This window comes from Virgibacillus siamensis (assembly GCF_900162695.1).
In the GTDB taxonomy this organism is placed as follows: domain Bacteria; phylum Bacillota; class Bacilli; order Bacillales; family Amphibacillaceae; genus Lentibacillus; species Lentibacillus siamensis_A.
In genome coordinates, this window is sequence record NZ_FUIH01000007.1 from 258011 (window position 1) to 276519 (window position 18509).

The 18509-nt window shown below is 43.0% G+C and carries 20 protein-coding genes; 15 read left to right on the forward strand and 5 right to left on the reverse strand.

Annotation, left to right across the window (positions count from 1 at the left end; genetic code table 11):
* The first annotated feature begins 108 nt into the window (after window positions 1-108).
* The 5 genes from B1K71_RS04970 (at window position 109) to B1K71_RS04990 (ending at window position 5374) form a co-directional block, all read left to right on the forward strand.
* Window positions 109-1110, forward strand: coding sequence for an ABC transporter substrate-binding protein (locus tag B1K71_RS04970; protein WP_077324890.1), 1002 nt, complete (start codon window positions 109-111; stop codon window positions 1108-1110).
* A gap of 172 nt (window positions 1111-1282) precedes the next feature.
* Entirely contained in the window at window positions 1283-2194 is a 912-nt protein-coding gene (locus B1K71_RS04975) for an SDR family oxidoreductase (protein ID WP_077324891.1), read from the forward strand.
* Between the two features lie 164 nt (window positions 2195-2358).
* A complete protein-coding gene (locus B1K71_RS04980; RefSeq protein ID WP_077324892.1) occupies window positions 2359-3699 on the forward strand; it encodes an N-acetylmuramoyl-L-alanine amidase in 1341 nt (446 codons plus the stop codon).
* A 396-nt stretch (window positions 3700-4095) separates the two neighbouring features.
* Entirely contained in the window at window positions 4096-4719 is a 624-nt protein-coding gene (locus tag B1K71_RS04985; protein WP_077324893.1) for a hypothetical protein, read from the forward strand.
* Between the two features lie 106 nt (window positions 4720-4825).
* Window positions 4826-5374 (forward strand): DinB family protein, encoded by a 549-nt coding sequence (locus B1K71_RS04990; protein ID WP_175631838.1) that lies wholly within the window; start codon window positions 4826-4828, stop codon window positions 5372-5374.
* On the opposite strand, the gene B1K71_RS04995 is transcribed toward B1K71_RS04990, so the two are convergent.
* Window positions 5371-5742, reverse strand: a complete 372-nt coding sequence (locus tag B1K71_RS04995; RefSeq protein ID WP_077324895.1) for a hypothetical protein — start codon at window positions 5740-5742, stop codon at window positions 5371-5373. The genes B1K71_RS04990 and B1K71_RS04995 overlap by 4 nt on opposite strands.
* A gap of 83 nt (window positions 5743-5825) precedes the next feature.
* Between B1K71_RS04995 and B1K71_RS05000 the strand changes: the two genes are divergently transcribed.
* Complete coding sequence (locus B1K71_RS05000) at window positions 5826-6080, forward strand: hypothetical protein (protein WP_245799166.1); 255 nt, start codon at window positions 5826-5828, stop codon at window positions 6078-6080.
* A gap of 17 nt (window positions 6081-6097) precedes the next feature.
* Window positions 6098-6889 (forward strand): HAD family hydrolase, encoded by a 792-nt coding sequence (locus tag B1K71_RS05005; protein WP_077324896.1) that lies wholly within the window; start codon window positions 6098-6100, stop codon window positions 6887-6889.
* 426 nt (window positions 6890-7315) lie between these two features.
* Here the strand turns inward: B1K71_RS05005 and serA are convergent, their stop codons facing one another.
* Window positions 7316-8902, reverse strand: a complete 1587-nt coding sequence (serA, locus tag B1K71_RS05010; RefSeq protein WP_077324897.1) for a phosphoglycerate dehydrogenase — start codon at window positions 8900-8902, stop codon at window positions 7316-7318.
* Window positions 8903-8906: 4 nt separating this feature from the next.
* The gene (locus B1K71_RS05015) at window positions 8907-10058 is read right to left on the reverse strand and encodes a pyridoxal-phosphate-dependent aminotransferase family protein (protein WP_077324898.1); all 1152 of its coding nucleotides are present in this window, start codon (window positions 10056-10058) and stop codon (window positions 8907-8909) included.
* 210 nt (window positions 10059-10268) lie between these two features.
* On the opposite strand from B1K71_RS05015, the gene B1K71_RS05020 reads away from it, so the two are divergent.
* The gene (locus tag B1K71_RS05020) at window positions 10269-11675 is read left to right on the forward strand and encodes an MDR family MFS transporter (RefSeq protein ID WP_077324899.1); all 1407 of its coding nucleotides are present in this window, start codon (window positions 10269-10271) and stop codon (window positions 11673-11675) included.
* Between the two features lie 511 nt (window positions 11676-12186).
* On the opposite strand, the gene B1K71_RS05025 is transcribed toward B1K71_RS05020, so the two are convergent.
* Window positions 12187-12621 carry a general stress protein gene (locus B1K71_RS05025; protein ID WP_077324900.1) on the reverse strand — a complete coding sequence of 145 codons (435 nt, stop codon included), beginning with the start codon at window positions 12619-12621 and terminating at the stop codon, window positions 12187-12189.
* A 94-nt stretch (window positions 12622-12715) separates the two neighbouring features.
* Window positions 12716-13696 (reverse strand): S8 family peptidase, encoded by a 981-nt coding sequence (locus tag B1K71_RS05030; protein WP_077324901.1) that lies wholly within the window; start codon window positions 13694-13696, stop codon window positions 12716-12718.
* Between the two features lie 393 nt (window positions 13697-14089).
* Between B1K71_RS05030 and B1K71_RS05035 the strand changes: the two genes are divergently transcribed.
* From B1K71_RS05035 to B1K71_RS05065, 7 genes are all read left to right on the forward strand, one after another.
* Window positions 14090-14704: a 3'-5' exonuclease gene (locus B1K71_RS05035; protein ID WP_077324902.1), complete on the forward strand. Its 615-nt coding sequence runs from the start codon at window positions 14090-14092 to the stop codon at window positions 14702-14704.
* Window positions 14705-14724: 20 nt separating this feature from the next.
* Window positions 14725-15324: a short chain dehydrogenase gene (locus B1K71_RS05040; protein ID WP_077330039.1), complete on the forward strand. Its 600-nt coding sequence runs from the start codon at window positions 14725-14727 to the stop codon at window positions 15322-15324.
* Between the two features lie 12 nt (window positions 15325-15336).
* Complete coding sequence (locus tag B1K71_RS05045) at window positions 15337-15555, forward strand: YdbC family protein (RefSeq protein ID WP_077324903.1); 219 nt, start codon at window positions 15337-15339, stop codon at window positions 15553-15555.
* 136 nt (window positions 15556-15691) lie between these two features.
* Entirely contained in the window at window positions 15692-16687 is a 996-nt protein-coding gene (gene sppA, locus B1K71_RS05050; RefSeq protein WP_077324904.1) for a signal peptide peptidase SppA, read from the forward strand.
* 15 nt (window positions 16688-16702) lie between these two features.
* Window positions 16703-17167, forward strand: coding sequence for an RDD family protein (locus B1K71_RS05055; protein ID WP_077324905.1), 465 nt, complete (start codon window positions 16703-16705; stop codon window positions 17165-17167).
* Between the two features lie 205 nt (window positions 17168-17372).
* Window positions 17373-17858, forward strand: a complete 486-nt coding sequence (locus B1K71_RS05060; protein ID WP_077324906.1) for a hypothetical protein — start codon at window positions 17373-17375, stop codon at window positions 17856-17858.
* Between the two features lie 163 nt (window positions 17859-18021).
* Complete coding sequence (locus tag B1K71_RS05065; RefSeq protein ID WP_077324907.1) at window positions 18022-18504, forward strand: PTS sugar transporter subunit IIA; 483 nt, start codon at window positions 18022-18024, stop codon at window positions 18502-18504.
* Window positions 18505-18509 lie beyond the last annotated feature (5 nt).

Genomic DNA, 18509 nt, shown 5'->3' on the forward strand with positions numbered 1-18509 from the left:
AACGTTGACACGCGTGAAAAGTACGATTATAGTAATAATTGTTATGAAATTGATAATCATTATCAATTAAAACGTGTGTATAATACATATTTTTCAGGGAGGTAACCGATGAAGAAGTGGACAGTTTTTGCTTTGGTGATGCTGCTTTCAGTATTATCGGCTTGCAGTGGGGATGATTCAAAATCAGATCAGACCAGCAACGCACCGGACAAATCATCCGATAGAACAATTAAAATTCAAGATGCAATGGGGACGCAGACCATTGAGGGAACTCCAAAAAAGATTGTTGTCCTGGAATGGTGGTATGCGGAACATTTACTTGCGCTGGGGATTCAGCCGGCTGGGGTTCCGGATATAGACAGTTACAACGATTGGATTAACCTGGATACTGATCTGGCTGGTAGTGTACAAGATGTTGGGACCAGACAAGAACCGAATCTGGAAGCAATCTCGCGACTTAATCCCGATCTGATAATTGCAGCGAAGTTCCGTCATGAGAAAATTTTGGATAAATTAAATCAGATCGCGCCAACTGTGACATTTGCCCCGTACAGTAAAGAAAACTCGCAAAATCTGTATCAGGAAATGATGGATGAATTCAAAACGGTCGCAAAAATCGTGGATAAAGAAGATGTTGCAAATCAAAAAATCAATGAACTGAATGGATATTTTGACAAACAGAAGCAGCGGCTAGCTGATGCCGGGCTTGCAGGAAAAGAGTATATTGCAACACTCGCTTTTTCCTCGCAAAATTCACCAACATTACGGATGTATACCGAAAACTCCATCGTTTCACAAGTAATGAAGCGGCTTGGGTTTGAAAATGCCTTTGAGTCTGAGAAGCACCAGCCTTATGGTTTTGCCACAGCGGGGGTAGAGGCACTGCAGAACTATCAGAAGAAAGATATGCAGTTCCTGTACTTTGTTCAGAAGGATGATAACATTTTTGAAAATCAGCTGAAAGGAAACCCGGTATGGGAAGAGCTCAGTTTTGTAAAAGCAGGCCACACACACCAGATTCCCGGTGATACGCCGGTTTTTGGCGGAGTGCTTTCAGCGAAGGTATTGGCTGAAGAATTGATGAAAGCAATGCTTGAAGAAGAACGCTGATTTATAAGCACTTTCCAGGTTGTAATGTCGGGTGGGGTTTTTAAAAAACAAAATTTGAATTTCAGAGACAGGAAATTCGGCCTCGCTTAATGTTTGGGAAGTTGCAGGCAGGGTATATACGTATACAATCGATGTTATGCTGGGGACAAGCTATAAAAGGGAGGGATGCGGATTGAAAGGACTAGAAGGGAAAATTGCCTTGGTTGCCGGCGGAACACGGGGTGCGGGTCGCGGTATCGCAATGGAATTAGGCGCTGCCGGTGCAACGGTCATTGTAACCGGAAGAACGACTCGGGAAGAAATCTCCGAATATGGCAGACCGGAAACGATTGAAGAGACAGCTGAATTGGTGAATGAACTTGGTGGTGTTGGAATCGCACGTCAGGTAGATCATCTGGAACATAATCAGGTTCAGATACTGATGAAGGAGATTGAGCGGGAGTATGGCAGACTCGATATTTTGGTGAATGATATTTGGGGCAGTGAATATCTGGTGGAATGGGGAAAGAAGGTCTGGGAGCACTCTCTTGAAAAAGGACTGCGAATGCTGCGGCTTGCGATTGATACACATCTTGTGACCAGTCACCATGCACTGCCTTTGTTGGTGAAAAATCATGGCGGGCTTGTCGTCGAAATGACGGATGGTACGGAAGAGTATAACAATAATCATTATCGCGAGCCGTTATTTTACGATTTGGCAAAAAGTTCGGTGACCCGTATGGCAAAAGGGCTTGCAAAGGAAGTTTCAGCTTATGGATGTACGGCTGTTTCACTTACACCAGGTTGGATGCGTTCGGAAATTATGCTTGAGGAGTTTGGGGTGACAGAAGAAAACTGGATGGACGGCACAAAAGTTGATCAGCATTTTATCATCTCGGAAACACCGCGGTTTGTTGGACGTGCAGTCGCGGCTTTGGCGCAAGATCCGGAGCAGGGCAAATGGAATGGAAAATCTCTTTCCAGCGGACAGCTTGCGAAAGAATATGGATTTTATGATGTCGATGGATCACAGCCTGAAGCGTTCCGGTATCTGGTTGAAGTGCAGGAAAAAGGGAAACCGGCAATTGCGGATGGGTACAGGTAAGGGACATGCATGTCTTTTGTATGCTGTTTGGACAGGACAGTGGATACGTATCTTCTGCTATTTTTCTCAATTTCATCAAAGTTGAATCTTTTGTCCAATACGATTTTTCTGTTCGTCCATATGATGGTATTGCAATATCATTTTAAACGAGGGGAGAAAATATCATGAAACTTTATTTGGACCCGGGACACGGGGGATCAGATCCTGGTGCACAGGGGAATGGTTTGGATGAAAAGGATATCACGCTGGATATTGCGTTGCGAATTCGTAATCTTTTGAACAATAATTACAAAGATGCTGATGTGCGAATGAGCCGCACGGGCGACAGCAGTGTAAGTTTGGATGAACGGACAAACGAGGCAAATGCCTGGGGCGCGGATTACTTTTTATCGATTCACTGCAATGCTTTTAATGGAGATGCACAAGGATATGAAGACTATATTCACAGTAGTTTGTCCGATTCATCGAAAACAGCGGAATACCGGGATGTTATGCATGAAGAGGTCACAAAGGTCAATCGGCTTCGGGATCGCGGGAAGAAAAAAGCCAATTTTCATGTTCTGCGTGAATCTGTGATGCCGGCAATGCTGTCAGAAAACGGATTTATTACGAATGATCATGATGCTGCATTGATGCGTGATGCATCGTGGCGCCAAACAGTGGCGCAGGGTCATGTGAATGGACTTGAGCGGGCTTTCGGTTTAAAGCCAAAAGAGGAGTCCGACGTACTTTATAAAGTGATTGCCGGTTCGTTTCAGTCGAGGAAAAATGCTGAACAGCGGGCCGATTACCTGAAATCAAAAGGAATTGAAGCTTTTGTCAGTCCGGCAACAATTTCCGGTGAGCAATGGTATCGTGTTCAGGCAGGTGCATTTTCAAAACGGAAAAATGCGGAGCAGCGATTGGAAAAAGTACGGAATGCCGGAATTAAGGACGCATATATTTTGAAAGAAGGGAAAGGGGCTGACAGTGGAGGCGGTTCGGATGGATACGCTATTAAGGGAAAAACTTTTCTATCCCCGGAATTGATGGATCAGTTTGTTAAGGAAGTAAACGCGGACGCAATTAAAATCGGGATCCATTATTTAATTTTTGGTGAATATTACGGGATTCGAGGGGATGTTGCTTTTGCCCAGGCGATGCATGAGACAGATTATTTAAGATTTACGGGTGTTGTACAGCCGGAGCAAAATAATTTTTGCGGATTGGGTGCTACCGGACCGGATAATCCAGGAGCCAGTTTTGATACACCCCGTGAAGGCGTGCTGGCACATATTCAGCATTTGTTTGCATATGCAACGACAGATTCACTGCCGGACAAATACCCATTGGTTGATCCGCGCTTTGATTTGGTAGCCCGGGGATCTGCCCCAACTTGGGTTAAGTTAAACGGTAAATGGGCAGTACCAGGTGACAATTATGGACAGTCCATTCTGAAACTGTATGAGCGAATGCTGACCAGCTCCATCGAGCAATTCCAGCAACTCAAGCAAAAAATAACCTAATAAAAAGAACGACAGATATGGTGCCCTCCACAACGCGCATCATATTTTTTTCGATAAAATTCGGGTGATGTCAGACACCTCTGTAGTGTAGTGCGGTATACTAGATTTAGATGAGCTAAAACGCTCTTTATATGGAGGTGTTCAGATGAAAAAGGGAAATCCATTCTATAAAAATATGCTGTTTTGGTTGTTTGTTTTCCTGCTGATCATTGGTGTTGTAGGCTTTTTCGGGTCCGGCAACTAATATGACAAATTGCAACATAATTCGGGTGACGCCGGGTACCTAACATCCCTGCTGCCGGATTCTCAGCAAATTCTCATTTTCTTCAAAGCTTTTTCTTAAAGTGGTGGTCTATTATGGAGGCAGATAGAAAGTGAGAAGGAGAGATACTTAGTATGAAAACACTTTTGGTCACAACAGCGGCAGGAGCGATGATTTTAACAGCAGGCGGCTTTGCCGGAACAGGTGTATTTGATCCGGATGAAGCAGAACAGTCGGATGCAGAAGCGGGAACAAATCATATGAAACAGCAGGAGATAAAAGCGGATATAAAGATGTTACCGGAATTTGAAGTGCTGGAAGAGCAGGTGAATTTGAGAAGTTTTTCAGCAGAGGTCGTGGAAAATAATCAACATGAGCGGATTATTCTGTTTAAGAGTGATTCGGGACAGGCACAATATAAGAGTATTTTTGTAAAGAATACAAACCGGCTAAAAATGATTGCGTTTGACCAAGGAATGATTTTTAACACGATTTTACCTGAAGTGGATGTTCACCAAGAGGACACGGAAGACAACGATGGTAACCGTGAATTTCCGGAATTCACAGTGTTGGATGAGCATATTGATGCCGACGATTATGAAATGCAAATCGTTAAAGACAATGCGCATAAACGTGTGATTATTTTAAACAATGATAATGGGGATGGCCAATTTAAAAGCATTTATATGAAGGATACAAATGTACTTAAAATAATTGATTTCAAGCAGGGCATGGTTTTTAAAGGAACAATCGGATAATTTACAAAAAGGTGCAGCATTGGGGGAAATACCCATTAATGCTGCACCTTTTTTTACCTTGAAACGATTCAGATATGGTATGATAACGGTAAAGAAGGTGAATGTAATGAAGAGCCAACTGATGACCGAATATTTTCAACAGATGGAGCGGCAGCGCGAAGCATTTTATCATGATCAGGATGTGGATTTCTCGCGGGCATTTATTAGACCTTTTCCGGATAAGTGGTCAATTGGTGAAACGTTGTACCACCTTGTGTTGATATCCCGTTTTTTTCGAAGGCTTTCAAGTGTTTATATTCCTGTATTACAACCTGTTGCCTATTTGCGACGAAAAAATCCTTATCCAACGGAAATCCATAATATTTATCGTGAATATAATATAAAGAAACAAAGGCCGATGAACGCCCCGAAATTGATTGTGCCTCCTCCAGGATTGGCAGAGAAATACAATTTTGAAGAAATTAAAGAGATGCTTTCGTTTGAAACTGTTAAACTGCGAATGGATCTTCATCATATTAAACAGGATATCGCCGGACAAATTTATTATCCGGATCCTGTTGCCCATTGCCCGAATGTCATTCAAAGTGTACAGTTACTTGCAATTCACGAACAGCATCATTTTAATCTGGTCAGAAAATATGAATCTATGACTTAGCGCCAGCGCAGCGCAATCCGTAATCTGCAGCAGTCAAGTTCATTAATCTTTGAGTTGAAAGAAATGTTCAGTCCATCAGGATTGTAGTCAACATCGGTGGAAGATGTGATACCGAGCGTATGGATGAGCCGTCTCACTTCATCAATGTCGGATGCTTGTGCTGCATACATAAGCTCTGTATCAAATTCTTCGGAATCAGCAAGTTTATCGAGAACGATACTGGCATCTTCCATTAGTGATTTCGTTTCTTTCGCGGATTCAAATAACAACGAAGCATCAACATCAGGCAGCTGCTGTCTCCTATGAAAGTTCGGGCTGTTCGGGCAATATGGGTTCTGACAGTAGATTGGCATATATGAATAATACATGTGGAATCACTCCTTTTACATTATCCATTATATATATGCGGCTGTGCTTGTTTGAGCGAATATCATGTTCAGGAGGGAAGATTTTGTTATCATTTGAACTTATTATTTTCTTAGGCATCTTATTTGTTCTGGCCCTTGGCGGTACTGCTTTGGTTTTTAGGCAGGAAGAAAAGAAGATGAAAAAATATGAAGAAGAAGGGGACGGCTTCGAAAATGAGCTGCAGCGTTCCCGCGAGTACGAGACACAGTCTATAAGGTCAAATGTCCCGCGGTTGTTATGGATTTATATCATAACAATTGCGCTGTCATTAACAGTCTTTTTTATTTACGTGTATTAAAGTCGGGGGTGCAACACATGAAAAAAGCAATTATGTTCGATTTGGATGATACACTGCTCTGGGATGAAAAAAGTGTTAAAACAGCCTTTCGGAAAACATGTAATGCGGCTCGGGAAAAATATGATATCAATCCGGCAGAACTGGAAGAGCGGGTCCGTGAACAGGCACGTTCGCTTTATGCCGCTTATGATACATTTCCATTCACAAAAATGATTGGTATCAATCCGTTCGAAGGTTTGTGGGCCGATTTTTCCGATGAGGGAAAGGAATTTCAAAAATTGAAAGCACTTGCTCCTGCGTATCGCAGACAAAGCTGGACACGCGGCCTGAGCGAATTGGGGATTGCCGACCCGGAATTTGGTGCGGAATTGGCGGAAACATTCCCGGTAATGCGTAAAAATAGTGCATTTGTATATGATGATACATTTTCCGTTCTGGATCAGATGGGAAAAAAATATAAACTGCTGCTGCTTACGAACGGTTCACCGTCCCTCCAGCAAACCAAACTGGATTTAACTCCTGAATTGAAGCAGTACTTTAACCATATCGTGATTTCCGGTTCGTTTGGAAAAGGAAAACCGGACACATCGATTTTTGAATATGCGGTGGGGCGATTGGGGCTTGAGTCAAATGAAGTGCTGATGGTTGGCGATAATTTGCGGACCGATATTTTAGGTGCTGTAAGAAGCGGAATTGATTCTGTTTGGATTAACAGACGTGAAATGAAGGCGGACGACGTGAAACCGGCGTATGAGATTGAAAGACTGGAAGAGCTTCTTCCATTGCTGGAGTCGTTGGGGGAAACGTAACGGGTGTTTGGGGGTTGCAGTTGCGCCGGAGTGGGAGGAATATCGGCTGCATTAGGTAGTATGCAATCGCACAGTATATATCAACAGTAGCAGTAACTTATCAACCTTCATTAACACGGAATCGACTTTTGAATGAAATTATCAACCAACAATGGAAAGAAATAAACCTTCAGTGGAAAGAAATCAACTTTCATGCAGGTGGTATCAACTTTTATATAGAGTTATCGACCTTGCCATGGGATAAGCAAGTTCCATGCAGGCAACTATACCTGCTGTCAAAACAATATATCGTCTGACGAGCGGATTATATTCTTTCTATCATAAATATAGTATCCTACAACTGAATATATATTATCTCACACGAAAAAAACGGCGAATCAGAGGGATCTTCCTTCTGATTCGCCGGTATCATTTATTAAAGAACTACTATAAATCGATCGGGGTAACATCTTTGATTTCATCAAGTTCGTACAGCTGGTCAAGGATTTCTTTTTCCGGGTGTCTGTCAACGGTGAGCATCATGATTGCGTCGCCTCCGATGTCGGATCGATCAACTTGCATGGTGGCGATGTTAACCTGGTTGTCTGCGAGCAGGCTGCCCATTTTACCGATAACACCTGGCTGGTCCTGATGATGGATGACAACAAGGTGTCCGGCTGGTGTGAAGTCAACACTGTAGTGGTCGACCTTAACGATACGTGCGCCGAGACCGTTCAGCAATGTGCCGGCAACGCTTCGTGTGGCTGATTTCGTTTTGACTTCGACAGTCAGTAAATTGGTGAAGCCGCGTGCACGGGATGTTTTATTTTCATTAATGGAAATTCCTTTTTGTTCAGCCAGAAACAGGGCGTTGACGTCATTGATATGATCTCCGAGATGTCGCTGGAGCAGCCCTTTTACCGTGTTTCTCGTAATGGGGGCGGCTTCAATTTCGGATAAATCGCCACTGTAATATATATTTATTTCTTCGATTACTTCATCTGTTAAATGGGTTAGGAAGTTCCCAAGTTTTTCTGCCAGGTTAAAGTATGGCTCGATTTTGCTCATGATTTCCTGTGGTACTGCTGGCAAATTAACCGGATTTCGTACTGAATCGCCTGTTAAAAAGCGGATGACATCCTGACAAACGTCGATTGCAACATTTTCCTGCGCCTCTACCGTACTTGCGCCAAGGTGCGGGGTGGCGATTACTTCCGGGAGTTCCAAGAGTTTATTGTCCAAAAATGGTTCTTCTTCAAACACATCCATCGCAGCACCGGCAACTTTACCGGATTGAATAGCCCTGTACATTGCATCTTCATCAATTATTCCGCCGCGGGCACAATTAATGATTTGAACGCCCTGTTTCATTTGATCAAAAGCTTCTGCATTAAGCATATGTTTGGTTTCTTTTAAAAGCGGTGTATGTACCGTGATAAAATCTGCCGCACGCAGTACATCCTCAACAGAACCGAAGCGAATGCCAAGCTGTTCGGCTTTTTCTTCAGTTAAAAAAGGATCATAGGCGATAATATCCATTCGTTGCCCCTTTGCACGTGATGCTACTTCCGTTCCGATTCTTCCAAGACCAATGATGCCCAATGTCTTATTCTTCAGTTCAACACCGACATATTTTTTCCGATTCCATTCGTTATTTTTCAGGGAAAGATATGCCTGAGGGATGTTTCTGGACAATGACATCAGCATGGCCATTGTATGTTCAGCTGCTGAGTTTGTATTGCCATTTGGTGCGTTTACGATAATTATTCCATGTTCGGTTGCCGCATCAAGATCGATGTTGTCAACACCAACACCGGCGCGGCCGACAATTTTTAAATTATCTGCATGCTGAATGATATTCCGGGTTACCTTTGTTTGGCTGCGTACAATCAGTGCGTCATATTCAGAAATCCGCTCTGTCAGTTCCTCCTCTGTAAAATCCGTTTTCACTGTTATGTTCACTTGATCTGAATCACGCAGGGGGTGAATGCCATCCTCACTTAACGGGTCTGCAATCAGTATATTGAAAGTCATGTGATCACGTCCATTCCAGGTAGATTTTCTGTGCTTCCATTGTTCCTTTTCCAATAACGTCTCGCTTGCTCAGTTTTTGAATACCGATTTCGAGCAGGCTGATTGTTTGCAGGACATCGGCCGGGGAGCAGTATCCCATATGTCCAATTCGAAAAATTTTACCTTTCAAATGCTGCTGTCCGCCTGCCAAATCAAGACCAAAATCAGACTTAACCTGTTTTCGCAGTTGTTCCGGATTGAAATCAGCCGGTGCAACCGAAGTGACTGTAGGTGATGAATCACTTTCGTTTGTAAGAAGGGGGATGTCCATTGCGTGAAATGCCGCCCTGGTCATTTCTTTCATTAAATGGTGGCGGTTGAACACCTTTGTTAACCCTTCCTCTTCCACAAGATTCAGTACCTGTTCCAAGCCCATGAATAAAGAAAGTCCCGGGGTAAATGGTGTCGAGTCATCCGCCAGTTTATCCCGGTATTTAACAAGGTCCAAATAAAAAGGACGATTCCTGTTTTTTTCAATAATCCGCCATGCGAGTTCGCTCACTGCAAGGAATGTAAGCCCGGGCGGAAGCATCATGGCTTTTTGGGAGCCGGTGACAAGGACGTCAATACCCCATTCATCCATTTTCACTTCCGTTCCGCCAACTGCCGAAACTCCATCTGCTATAAATAATGCATCGGTATGGGAATGAACTGCTTCAGCAAGTTCTTTTACCGGATTCAGTACACCTGTTGAGGTTTCGCAAAATGTAGCGAATACCGCTTTTATACCGGGATTTTTTGATGCATATTCCTGAATGACATCCGGCGAAACGGCTTTCCCCCATTCAATATCATGACGAATGACATGTAATCGATGATTTTCGCATATCTTTGCAAATCGTTCACCAAATGCGCCGGTAACGAGCACCAATACTGTATCTCCAGGGCTTGTGCTGTTGACGACAGCAGCCTCCAGTCCTGCTGTACCGCTCGCTGTCACCATTAAAACATCCTGACCAGTCCCGAAAATGGTTTTTAGCTTTGGCTTAATACGCTGTAATAATGCTTTCGTTTCTGTACCCCGGTGCCCAATCATTGGTTTGCTCATGGCTTGTTGTACACTTGAAGGAATAGGGGTTGGACCGGGTATTCGAAGCAAATGATCCTCAACTGACATTTTTTCACCTGATTTCCTGAGTGTTATTTATCCGTTCAATATACGTAATGTTAAGAATATTGTCAACCCAGGAAAACGCTTACTTCACATTTTTTTCACTTTCTTTTATAGCTTATTTATGATAATATTTTCTCTTGTATCGAAAAATTAAAATCTGTGTGGAATGTGTACTTCTGAATGGATTTGAAAGAAGAAAGAAGGTTTTTTTCTATGACTGCTGAACAACAATCAGAGGTTACGTTTAATAAAATTCCAATTATTGCTGTATTATTATCCGGTGCGTTTGCCGCTATTTTAAACCAAACGCTTTTGGCAACGGCATTGCCCCATATCATGCGTGATCTTCATCTTGAAGCTAATTTGGCGCAATGGCTGACATCAATTTTTATGCTTGTAAATGGTATTATGATTCCGATTACTGCATTTTTGATAGGACGGTATACGACCAGGGCATTGTTTTTAACAGCAATGGGGCTGTTTGCGGCTGGTACACTGATATGTGCAGTTTCGCCAAACTTTGCCATTCTGATGGTGGGAAGAATTATCCAGGCATCCGGTGCAGGTATTATCATGCCGCTTATGCAAACGATTCTGTTTCTTATTTTCCCGCCTGATAAGCGTGGTACTGCAATGGGGATGTTTGGGCTTGTTATTGCATTTGCACCAGCCATTGGACCGACTTTATCTGGTTGGTTAGTTGAAAGTTATCCGTGGAGAAGTTTGTTTTATGTAATTTTCCCAATTGTTGTAGTGGACTTTATCATTGCGTATTTTATCCTTAAAAATGTTACAAAACAGACATTTCCAAAGGTGGATATCCTGTCTATTATCCTGTCTTCACTCGGGTTTGGCGGATTATTGTACGGTTTCAGTGTAGCGGGAAGCGGCTGGTCAAAGCCTGAGGTTGTACTGCCGCTGGTACTTGGTGCGGTAACATTGACATGGTTTATTCTTCGCCAGCTGAAGCTCCAGGAGCCAATTTTGGAATTCCGGGTCTTTAAAATTAAAATGTTTACGCTGACTACCGTACTTGGGATGGTCGTATTCATTGCAATGATCGGAGCGGCAACGGTACTTCCGCTGCTTATGCAGAATATGCTTGGGTTCTCCGCGTTTGAATCCGGTCTAATGCTTCTTCCCGGAGCACTTGTGATGGGATTCATGAACCCGATTACGGGAAGGCTGTTCGATAAGTTTGGTGCCCGGTGGCTCGCGATTATCGGATTGGTTATTGTAACGGTAACAACTTTTATGTTCTCAAATCTGACACCTGAAACAACTTTTACGTATTTGGCAGTTGTTAATGCGGCCAGGATGTTCGGGGTGGCGATGGTAATGATGCCTGTTACCACAGCTGGTCTGAATCAATTGCCGATGGATCTTATTCCACACGGTACCGCAATGAACAATACAATGCGCCAGGTGTCCGGTGCAGTAGGGACGGCATTGCTTGTAACTGTAATGACGAACAATATAATTCCGGATGAAGGTGTGGCAGGCTTGGTGCATGGTGTTAACGTGTCATTTATTGTGGCTGGAATCTCAGCGATTATCGGCCTGGTGCTTTCCTTCTTCATCCGTAATTCACGACCGGAAAGTAGTGCTGCTGAAGGTTAATCCCAAAATTATGAGGCTGGGACAAAAGTGTATTATTCAATGTAAAATCCGAACAACCTATTGGAAAATGGAGCTAATAACCGCTCCGGAAATATACTTCGCTTTCACTGCCAGCATAAGTGCGACATCTGCTCAAGCAAGCTGTCGCAGTGTCTTCTTTACCGCGGGCGGCTGATGAGCCTCCTCGTGCTTGGTGCTCGTCGTGTTGCAAGTGATTTCAGAGAAGCAGCACTCCTCGCAACTCGAAGCATACTCGGTGGAAGTACCGCTCGTCGCACTGCGGGGTCTCATCTAGGCCTTCCCTCCCGCAGGACAAGGAAAGCTGCGCAGTGTTACATCGCACGAAGAAAAAGTGCTTTCCTTTTTCGAGGAGTCTCCGTATACTTCCTCCGCTAAATTCCCAATTGTTCGTCTTTTGATTACACGTTTTGATATTCCCCAGCCTCATTTCTGTACGTTCTTCTACAACAAAGGCTTGTTGCCAAGGTGCATGGCAACAAGCCCATTTTGTCTAATCATTTTCCAGGTATACGGATTCTTCCAGTGGACCGGAATCTTGTCCTGATATTCGATCGTTTGAGGCATCATGTCCTAAACGCAATTCATCGTTTGCAATCACAAGAATCTGTCCGGATTCAATGCCTTCAACATATTTTTCTGCTTGTGCTTCCGACATGCCAAGTGCTGTCAGCCGTTCAGAAAAGGTCGGTTCGGATTCCTCTTCATCCTTAAACAACCCTTTAATTCTGTTCAAAATGGATGTTTCACTTTCATCCGCTTCACTGCTTTCCACATTGGCGTCCGTCTGGTTTTCCAACTTACTGGATAGTCTTTTATTTGCCAGGATGGTGATGTTTTCTGCCTTGAATCCCTTCAAAGTCATGATGTCTACTGCCTTTATGACCTCTTCTTTCGAATGATAAGGTCCATAAATCTCATTAGCCATCGTTACACCTCCAATCGGAAAAATTGTACACTTATTATACACTTATGAAACTTTTCCCAAGAAAATGTTTTTTCAAACAATTAATTGCGATGTTCTACATGCTGCCATAAGATTTTGTATACACGTTCAATAACTGTTCAAATTTCTCCAAAACAGCAAGTGCAACAAGACCATTTCCTTCTGCTGATTTCGGGTAGCCGAGCGGGATGGTGCGGCGGACAAGCTGGGCATACAATTCTGCTTCCGTCAGCCGGCGGTCAAATTGCTTTTCAGCGATATTAGTAATTAGTGCCAATGATCCCGATATATGCGGGGTGGCCATTGATGTGCCGGAAAGCTTGGCGAATTTGCCATCTTTATAGGTTGATAGAATATTGACCCCTGGTGCAACAAGGTCGATTTCATCGTTTGTATTGCTGAAAGGGGCAATTTTACGGTCATAGTTGATGGCACCAACCTGGATGACTTCATTATAAGAACCGGGGTATGCATACTCATCGGTTTTGGCCCGGCCATCACCACTGTTACCGGCTGCACATACAACAGGGATGCCTGCATCAATGGCTTTTTTAACTGCCTTATAAAGTTCGGGGACATCTTCAGGCCCGCCAAGTGACATGGAAATGGCGCGGGTTTTTTCACCATTTGGACCTTCCCAGTTTACCGCATAATTAATACCGTCAATGATCCACTGGTATTCACCGCTTCCTTTTCCAGTTAATACTTTAACAACGAGCAGGTTTGCTTCAGGTGCAACTCCGGCAATTCCTTTGTCTGATTGAGAATATGCAGCAATCGTACCGGATACGTGTGTGCCATGCCCATTGTTGTCATCGTATTTTTTGGCATCGCCACCGTAATCTGAGGTGAAATTCTTTCCATCAATGATCCGTTTTTTCAAATTTGGATGGTCCATCTGACAGCCGGTGTCAATTACTGCAACGACATTACCTTTTCCTTTGTCTGCCTCTTTCCAGATATCCGGTGCCTGAATCATTTTTACACCCTCCGGAATATCTTCTGCCGTTTCAAAGACTTTGTCCACCTTGTGGGGGATTAAATGAATTTTGCTCATGAAAATTGCCTCCTCCTCTTAGTATATGATATGCATGCATGTTAAAATTCTCGCCGTTAACTTGATAATTCCCCTTCCGCAAGATGTAAAACGAACAAAAATACCTATCTTTATCTGATAAGTGAGGGTATTTCGAAGTAGGACAGCAAACTGGTATAGATATGAAAAAATTGTACAAAAAAGGTATGCAAAAGGTGATAAAGCTAAACTTCATCATGGGCATTTTTGGTTATATCATGCATTGGAATACTTGTTCATATTTTTTACGATTGAAATGATATCACGTATAATCACACATATAATGCATCACGGCAATCTAAACAATCGGCAGGCGTCAGGAAGAAATTTTTGCTAAAATTGGTTTATGAAGAATTAGTGGATGGGAGGTTAAGCATGGAATTTGTATCGATAGACTTTGAAACTGCTAATGAAAAGCGGAACAGCCCCTGTGCAATTGGAATTGTCACGGCCAATGAAAATGGGGTTACCGATGAATATTACAGTTTGATTAACCCGATGATGCACTTTAGCCCGTTCAATAAACGCATCCATGGGATTACGGAAGATGACGTCCGGGATGCGCCGACATTTGCGGAGTTGTGGCCGACACTTGAAGCTTATCTATCCAACAAAATGGTAGTTGCACATAATGCCAGTTTCGACATGAGTGTGATTCGTGCGACACTAGATTACTTTGACATCATCTATCCGACTTTGGACTATTTGTGTACTGCAAATATATCGAGAAATGTCTGGCCCCAATTATTCAACCATAAATTAAATACGGTTGCCGCATATCATGGCATCACATTTGAACATCACCATGCCTTAGAAGACGCTCGAGTTGCTGCTAAAATTTTAATCAAAGCTTTTGAGACATATGCGACAGCAGAACTGGATATATTTCTAAAGAAGTGTAATATGTCTAAAGGGAAAATTTATGAGCGGGGGTATGTTCCGCCAAGGTCGAAGCGGAAGAAGCGGAGTACCAGGCTTTATTTAAAATAACAGAAGGGACTGTTGTGGCAATGAAAATACTTATTGTTGGTGCAAGTGGAACCATTGGCAAGGAAATTACGTATGAATTGGAGAAGGATCATGAAATCATTCGTGCCGGCAGAAATGGCGCCGATGTTCAGGTCGATAATACATCTGTTGAAAGTATCCGGAACATGTATGAAAAGGTAGGTATGGTGGATGCTGTTATAAATGCATCAGGCGGGGCCAATTTTAAACCGGTTGATGAACTCACACCTGAGCTGAATGAAAAAGGAATTGAAAGCAAGCTAAAAGGACAAATTAATCTGGTGCTGACTGGGATGGATTATGTTAATGATGGCGGCAGCTTTACCCTGACTACCGGCGTGATGATGGATGACCCTATTCCAATGGGCGCATCGGCTGCCATGGCAAATGGCGGAGTGAAAGCTTTTGTGAAGGCGTCCGCGATTGAGATGCCGCGTGGAATCAGGATAAACTGTGTCAGTCCGAATATTGTTCAGGAATCGTGGGAACGGATTGGCCATTTATTTGCCGGTTTCAACCCGGTTCCAGCGGGCAAAGTAGCGCGTGCATTTGTGAAAAGCGTGGAAGGTGCCCAGACGGGACAGAACTACGAAGTATATTAAGGAGGGAAAATTGTGGCAGCGATTCAATATGAAATAATCGAAACCATTGCAGTACTTTCCGAATCACCAAAAGGCTGGACAAAGGAACTGAGCTTGATCAGCTGGAATGGCCGTGATCCAAAGTATGATTTGCGTGATTGGGCTCCTGACAAAGAAAAGATGGGAAAAGGAGTTACGCTGACAGCAGATGAATTGAATAGCTTAAAAGAAGCATTGCATGCAATGGGTTAATCGGAATCCGTAATCCGCGGAATCCGTATGCATCCTGTGTAGTACATTTGTAGCAGGTTATAGGTAACATTTAGTTATAAATTATTGTATGATAATAGTAATACATATCATCAGGAATGAAATGGAGGATGTGGAATTGAATACAAAACGATGGATCGCACTAGGAGTCGCGGTCGCTTTATTTGTTGTGTCAGCAGGTTTTCAGTTTGTAACAAGTTTAGCAACGGCTGATTTTGAATCTATGTTTGAAATGCCAACCAATCAGGAGTTTGCCGAGAAGGTCATTGAACCCGGTTCCGGGAACAAAATCGCTGTACTTGAACTGCAAGGTGTTATCCAGGACAGTTCCGGGAATTCACTGTTAAATTCCAGCGCCTATAATCATGATCAGTTTATGAAAATGCTGGAGAATGCCGGCGAAGATAAGCGTGTTGACGGGATTATTTTACGTGTGAATACACCTGGCGGCGGAGTTGTTGAGAGTGACGAAATTCATGATCTCGTAGTGGAAATTAAGAAAAAACACGCTAAGCCGATATACGTATCAATGGGCAATACGGCGGCATCAGGCGGCTATTATGTTTCCGCTGCAGCTGATAAAATTGTCGCACATCCTGCAACATTGACCGGCTCAATTGGTGTCATTATGCAAAGTATCAATTATGCGGAATTTGCCCACAATCATGGGATAAAATTTAATACGATAAAATCCGGTGAATTCAAGGATATTATGTCACCAAGTCGAAAAATGACAAAAGAAGAACGCAAAATTTTGCAGACCATGATCGATGGATTGTATTCTGATTTTGTGGAAGTCATTGTCAACGGGCGCGATATGCCCGAGGAAAAGGTCCGTGAATTGGGTGATGGTCGTGTGTATACAGGGCAGCAGGCGAAAAACAACGGATTGGTTGATGCGCTTGGTTCACTTGACGACACGATTGCAATGATGGAAAAGGACAATAACTGGTCGAATGCTAAAGTGGTCAAATATACGAGCGGTTTCCAGTTCAATGAATTTTTGGGTGGAACGATGCAAAGTATGTTCGGAGCCAAAACAGATCTATTCGGGCTGAGGGAAATATTACGTGAATCGGATGGTCCGCGTGCGATGTATCTATATTCCAAGTAAAGGGGGTGCCGTTTGATGAGTGAAGAACAAGTGAATGTTGAAAAAATTGAAGAAGCCGATTGGGATTATGCCGGTTTCTGGATGCGTTTCTGGGCATACCTGGCCGATCTGATCATCGTATTCAGTATAAACGGCATCCTGCTTCTGCCGTTTAAATTCATGAATAATGGAGAGGCAATTGATGTTGGATTTTGGACTGCTGCAGGGATTGTCGGTGTAATCGTGCTTTACCTGTACTTCCTGCTGATGACCAAATGGTTCGGCCAAACACTTGGCAAGATGATTTTTGGACTGCGGGTAGTACGTAAAGATGGCGGGCCATTGGGCTGGAGTGACCTCATTTTCCGTGAAATTGTCGGGCGCTTTATCCATCGTGTTTTCTTTATTACCAATCTGTTGTATCTTTTTGTGGCTTTTGCCCCGGAGAAACAGGGGATTCACGATATAATCGCAGGCACACGGGTTATTTTTGACAGATAAATAAGGAGGCTGGGACATAGAGGGGAAAACACCCTTGTCCCAGTCTCTTATATAAAAGCTCTTTTCGCGATTGTTGTATCCAATGCATTATGATAAAGGATATAATCAACAAACCTAATTGCAGTGCGTCACAGTTTATATTAAGTTCATCAACAATCTGTTTGAAAACAGCTGAAAAAATATAAATTAGGGGAGGAATGTTTTGATGAGCAATGAAGAAGGCTTTCTTGTCGCGTTGTTTGCCGGTTTGTTTGTTTTTGCATTGATCATGTTTGTAGTTGGAATCGTTCTTTACATTTTAATGGGAATCGGTTTATTCAAGATTGCCAAACGGGAAGGAAAAGGGGATGTCGCCTGGATGGCCTGGGTGCCGATTGTGAACATGTTTTTGCTGACACAGCTGGTTGAAAATGATGTCCACGAATCAATGCGCGGAAAATTCACGCTGATTTATGGCCTGACACTGGCAGCCACATTCTTTTTGTCTGCTTTCATCCCATTCATAGGTGTTGTTTCAAGCATCTTGATTATTTACGGTTTTTATTTCATCATTCAACGATATTCCAGAAATGTTACACTGCATCTTGTTCTGGTTATTCTTACAGGTATGATAGCAATGCCGATTCAGTTGTTTATGTTCCGTAATAGAGAGCCGATTGATATCAATGATAACATCGTATTCACGGAGTAAACCATTTGTTTCGAATCGAAAGTCATGGTATAATTATAATTGAAAATAATAGGAAATCACATGTTACTGACATGATCAGGCATGGTGGTATTAAAAGAGGGGAAACGACCGTCTTTATACTGCCATGTCTTTTTTGTTTTCATAGTTAAAAGGAGCTGATACGATGTTTAAAAAAATGTTCGGAAAAAAAGAAGTATCCATTGTTGCCCCGCTGAATGGCGAATTGGTTCCATTAGAAGAGGTTCCGGACCCTGTGTTTAATCAGAAAATGATGGGGGATGGGATTGCAATAAAACCCGCCGATGGGAAGGTGTGTGCCCCTGCAGATGGCAAAATAATTCAGATTCCGGAAACAAAACACGCGATTGGTCTTCGAACAGCAGATGGCGTGGAAATTTTAATCCATATCGGGCTTGAAACGGTATCCTTGAAAGGTGAGGGATTCACTGTTAAAACCGAAGTTGGTAAACAAGTAACCGCTGGCGATGCGCTTCTCGAATTTGATCTGGAATATGTTCGTGAAAATGCATCGGATACTGTTACACCAATTGTTATTACAAATGGTAAGGAGTCCGGGAAACACTTTTCTATCAGTGAAGAAAAAGAATGTCAGGCTGGTGAAACAGTCATTATCAGCTATAAATAATTAGA

Bases quoted from the DNA above. Each gene is read 5' to 3' on its own strand.
- B1K71_RS04970 (WP_077324890.1), top strand. From the start codon at position 109: ATGAAGAAGTGGACAGTTTTTGCTTTGGTGATGCTGCTTTCAGTATTA.
- B1K71_RS04980 (WP_077324892.1), top strand. From the start codon at position 2,359: ATGAAACTTTATTTGGACCCGGGACACGGGGGATCAGATCCTGGTGCA.
- B1K71_RS04985 (WP_077324893.1), top strand. From the start codon at position 4,096: ATGAAAACACTTTTGGTCACAACAGCGGCAGGAGCGATGATTTTAACA.
- B1K71_RS04990 (WP_175631838.1), top strand. From the start codon at position 4,826: ATGAAGAGCCAACTGATGACCGAATATTTTCAACAGATGGAGCGGCAG.
- B1K71_RS04995 (WP_077324895.1), bottom strand. From the start codon at position 5,742: ATGTATTATTCATATATGCCAATCTACTGTCAGAACCCATATTGCCCG.
- B1K71_RS05005 (WP_077324896.1), top strand. From the start codon at position 6,098: ATGAAAAAAGCAATTATGTTCGATTTGGATGATACACTGCTCTGGGAT.
- serA (WP_077324897.1), bottom strand. From the start codon at position 8,902: ATGACTTTCAATATACTGATTGCAGACCCGTTAAGTGAGGATGGCATT.
- B1K71_RS05015 (WP_077324898.1), bottom strand. From the start codon at position 10,058: ATGTCAGTTGAGGATCATTTGCTTCGAATACCCGGTCCAACCCCTATT.
- B1K71_RS05020 (WP_077324899.1), top strand. From the start codon at position 10,269: ATGACTGCTGAACAACAATCAGAGGTTACGTTTAATAAAATTCCAATT.
- B1K71_RS05025 (WP_077324900.1), bottom strand. From the start codon at position 12,621: ATGGCTAATGAGATTTATGGACCTTATCATTCGAAAGAAGAGGTCATA.
- B1K71_RS05030 (WP_077324901.1), bottom strand. From the start codon at position 13,696: ATGAGCAAAATTCATTTAATCCCCCACAAGGTGGACAAAGTCTTTGAA.
- B1K71_RS05035 (WP_077324902.1), top strand. From the start codon at position 14,090: ATGGAATTTGTATCGATAGACTTTGAAACTGCTAATGAAAAGCGGAAC.
- B1K71_RS05040 (WP_077330039.1), top strand. From the start codon at position 14,725: ATGAAAATACTTATTGTTGGTGCAAGTGGAACCATTGGCAAGGAAATT.
- B1K71_RS05055 (WP_077324905.1), top strand. From the start codon at position 16,703: ATGAGTGAAGAACAAGTGAATGTTGAAAAAATTGAAGAAGCCGATTGG.
- B1K71_RS05060 (WP_077324906.1), top strand. From the start codon at position 17,373: ATGAGCAATGAAGAAGGCTTTCTTGTCGCGTTGTTTGCCGGTTTGTTT.
- B1K71_RS05065 (WP_077324907.1), top strand. From the start codon at position 18,022: ATGTTTAAAAAAATGTTCGGAAAAAAAGAAGTATCCATTGTTGCCCCG.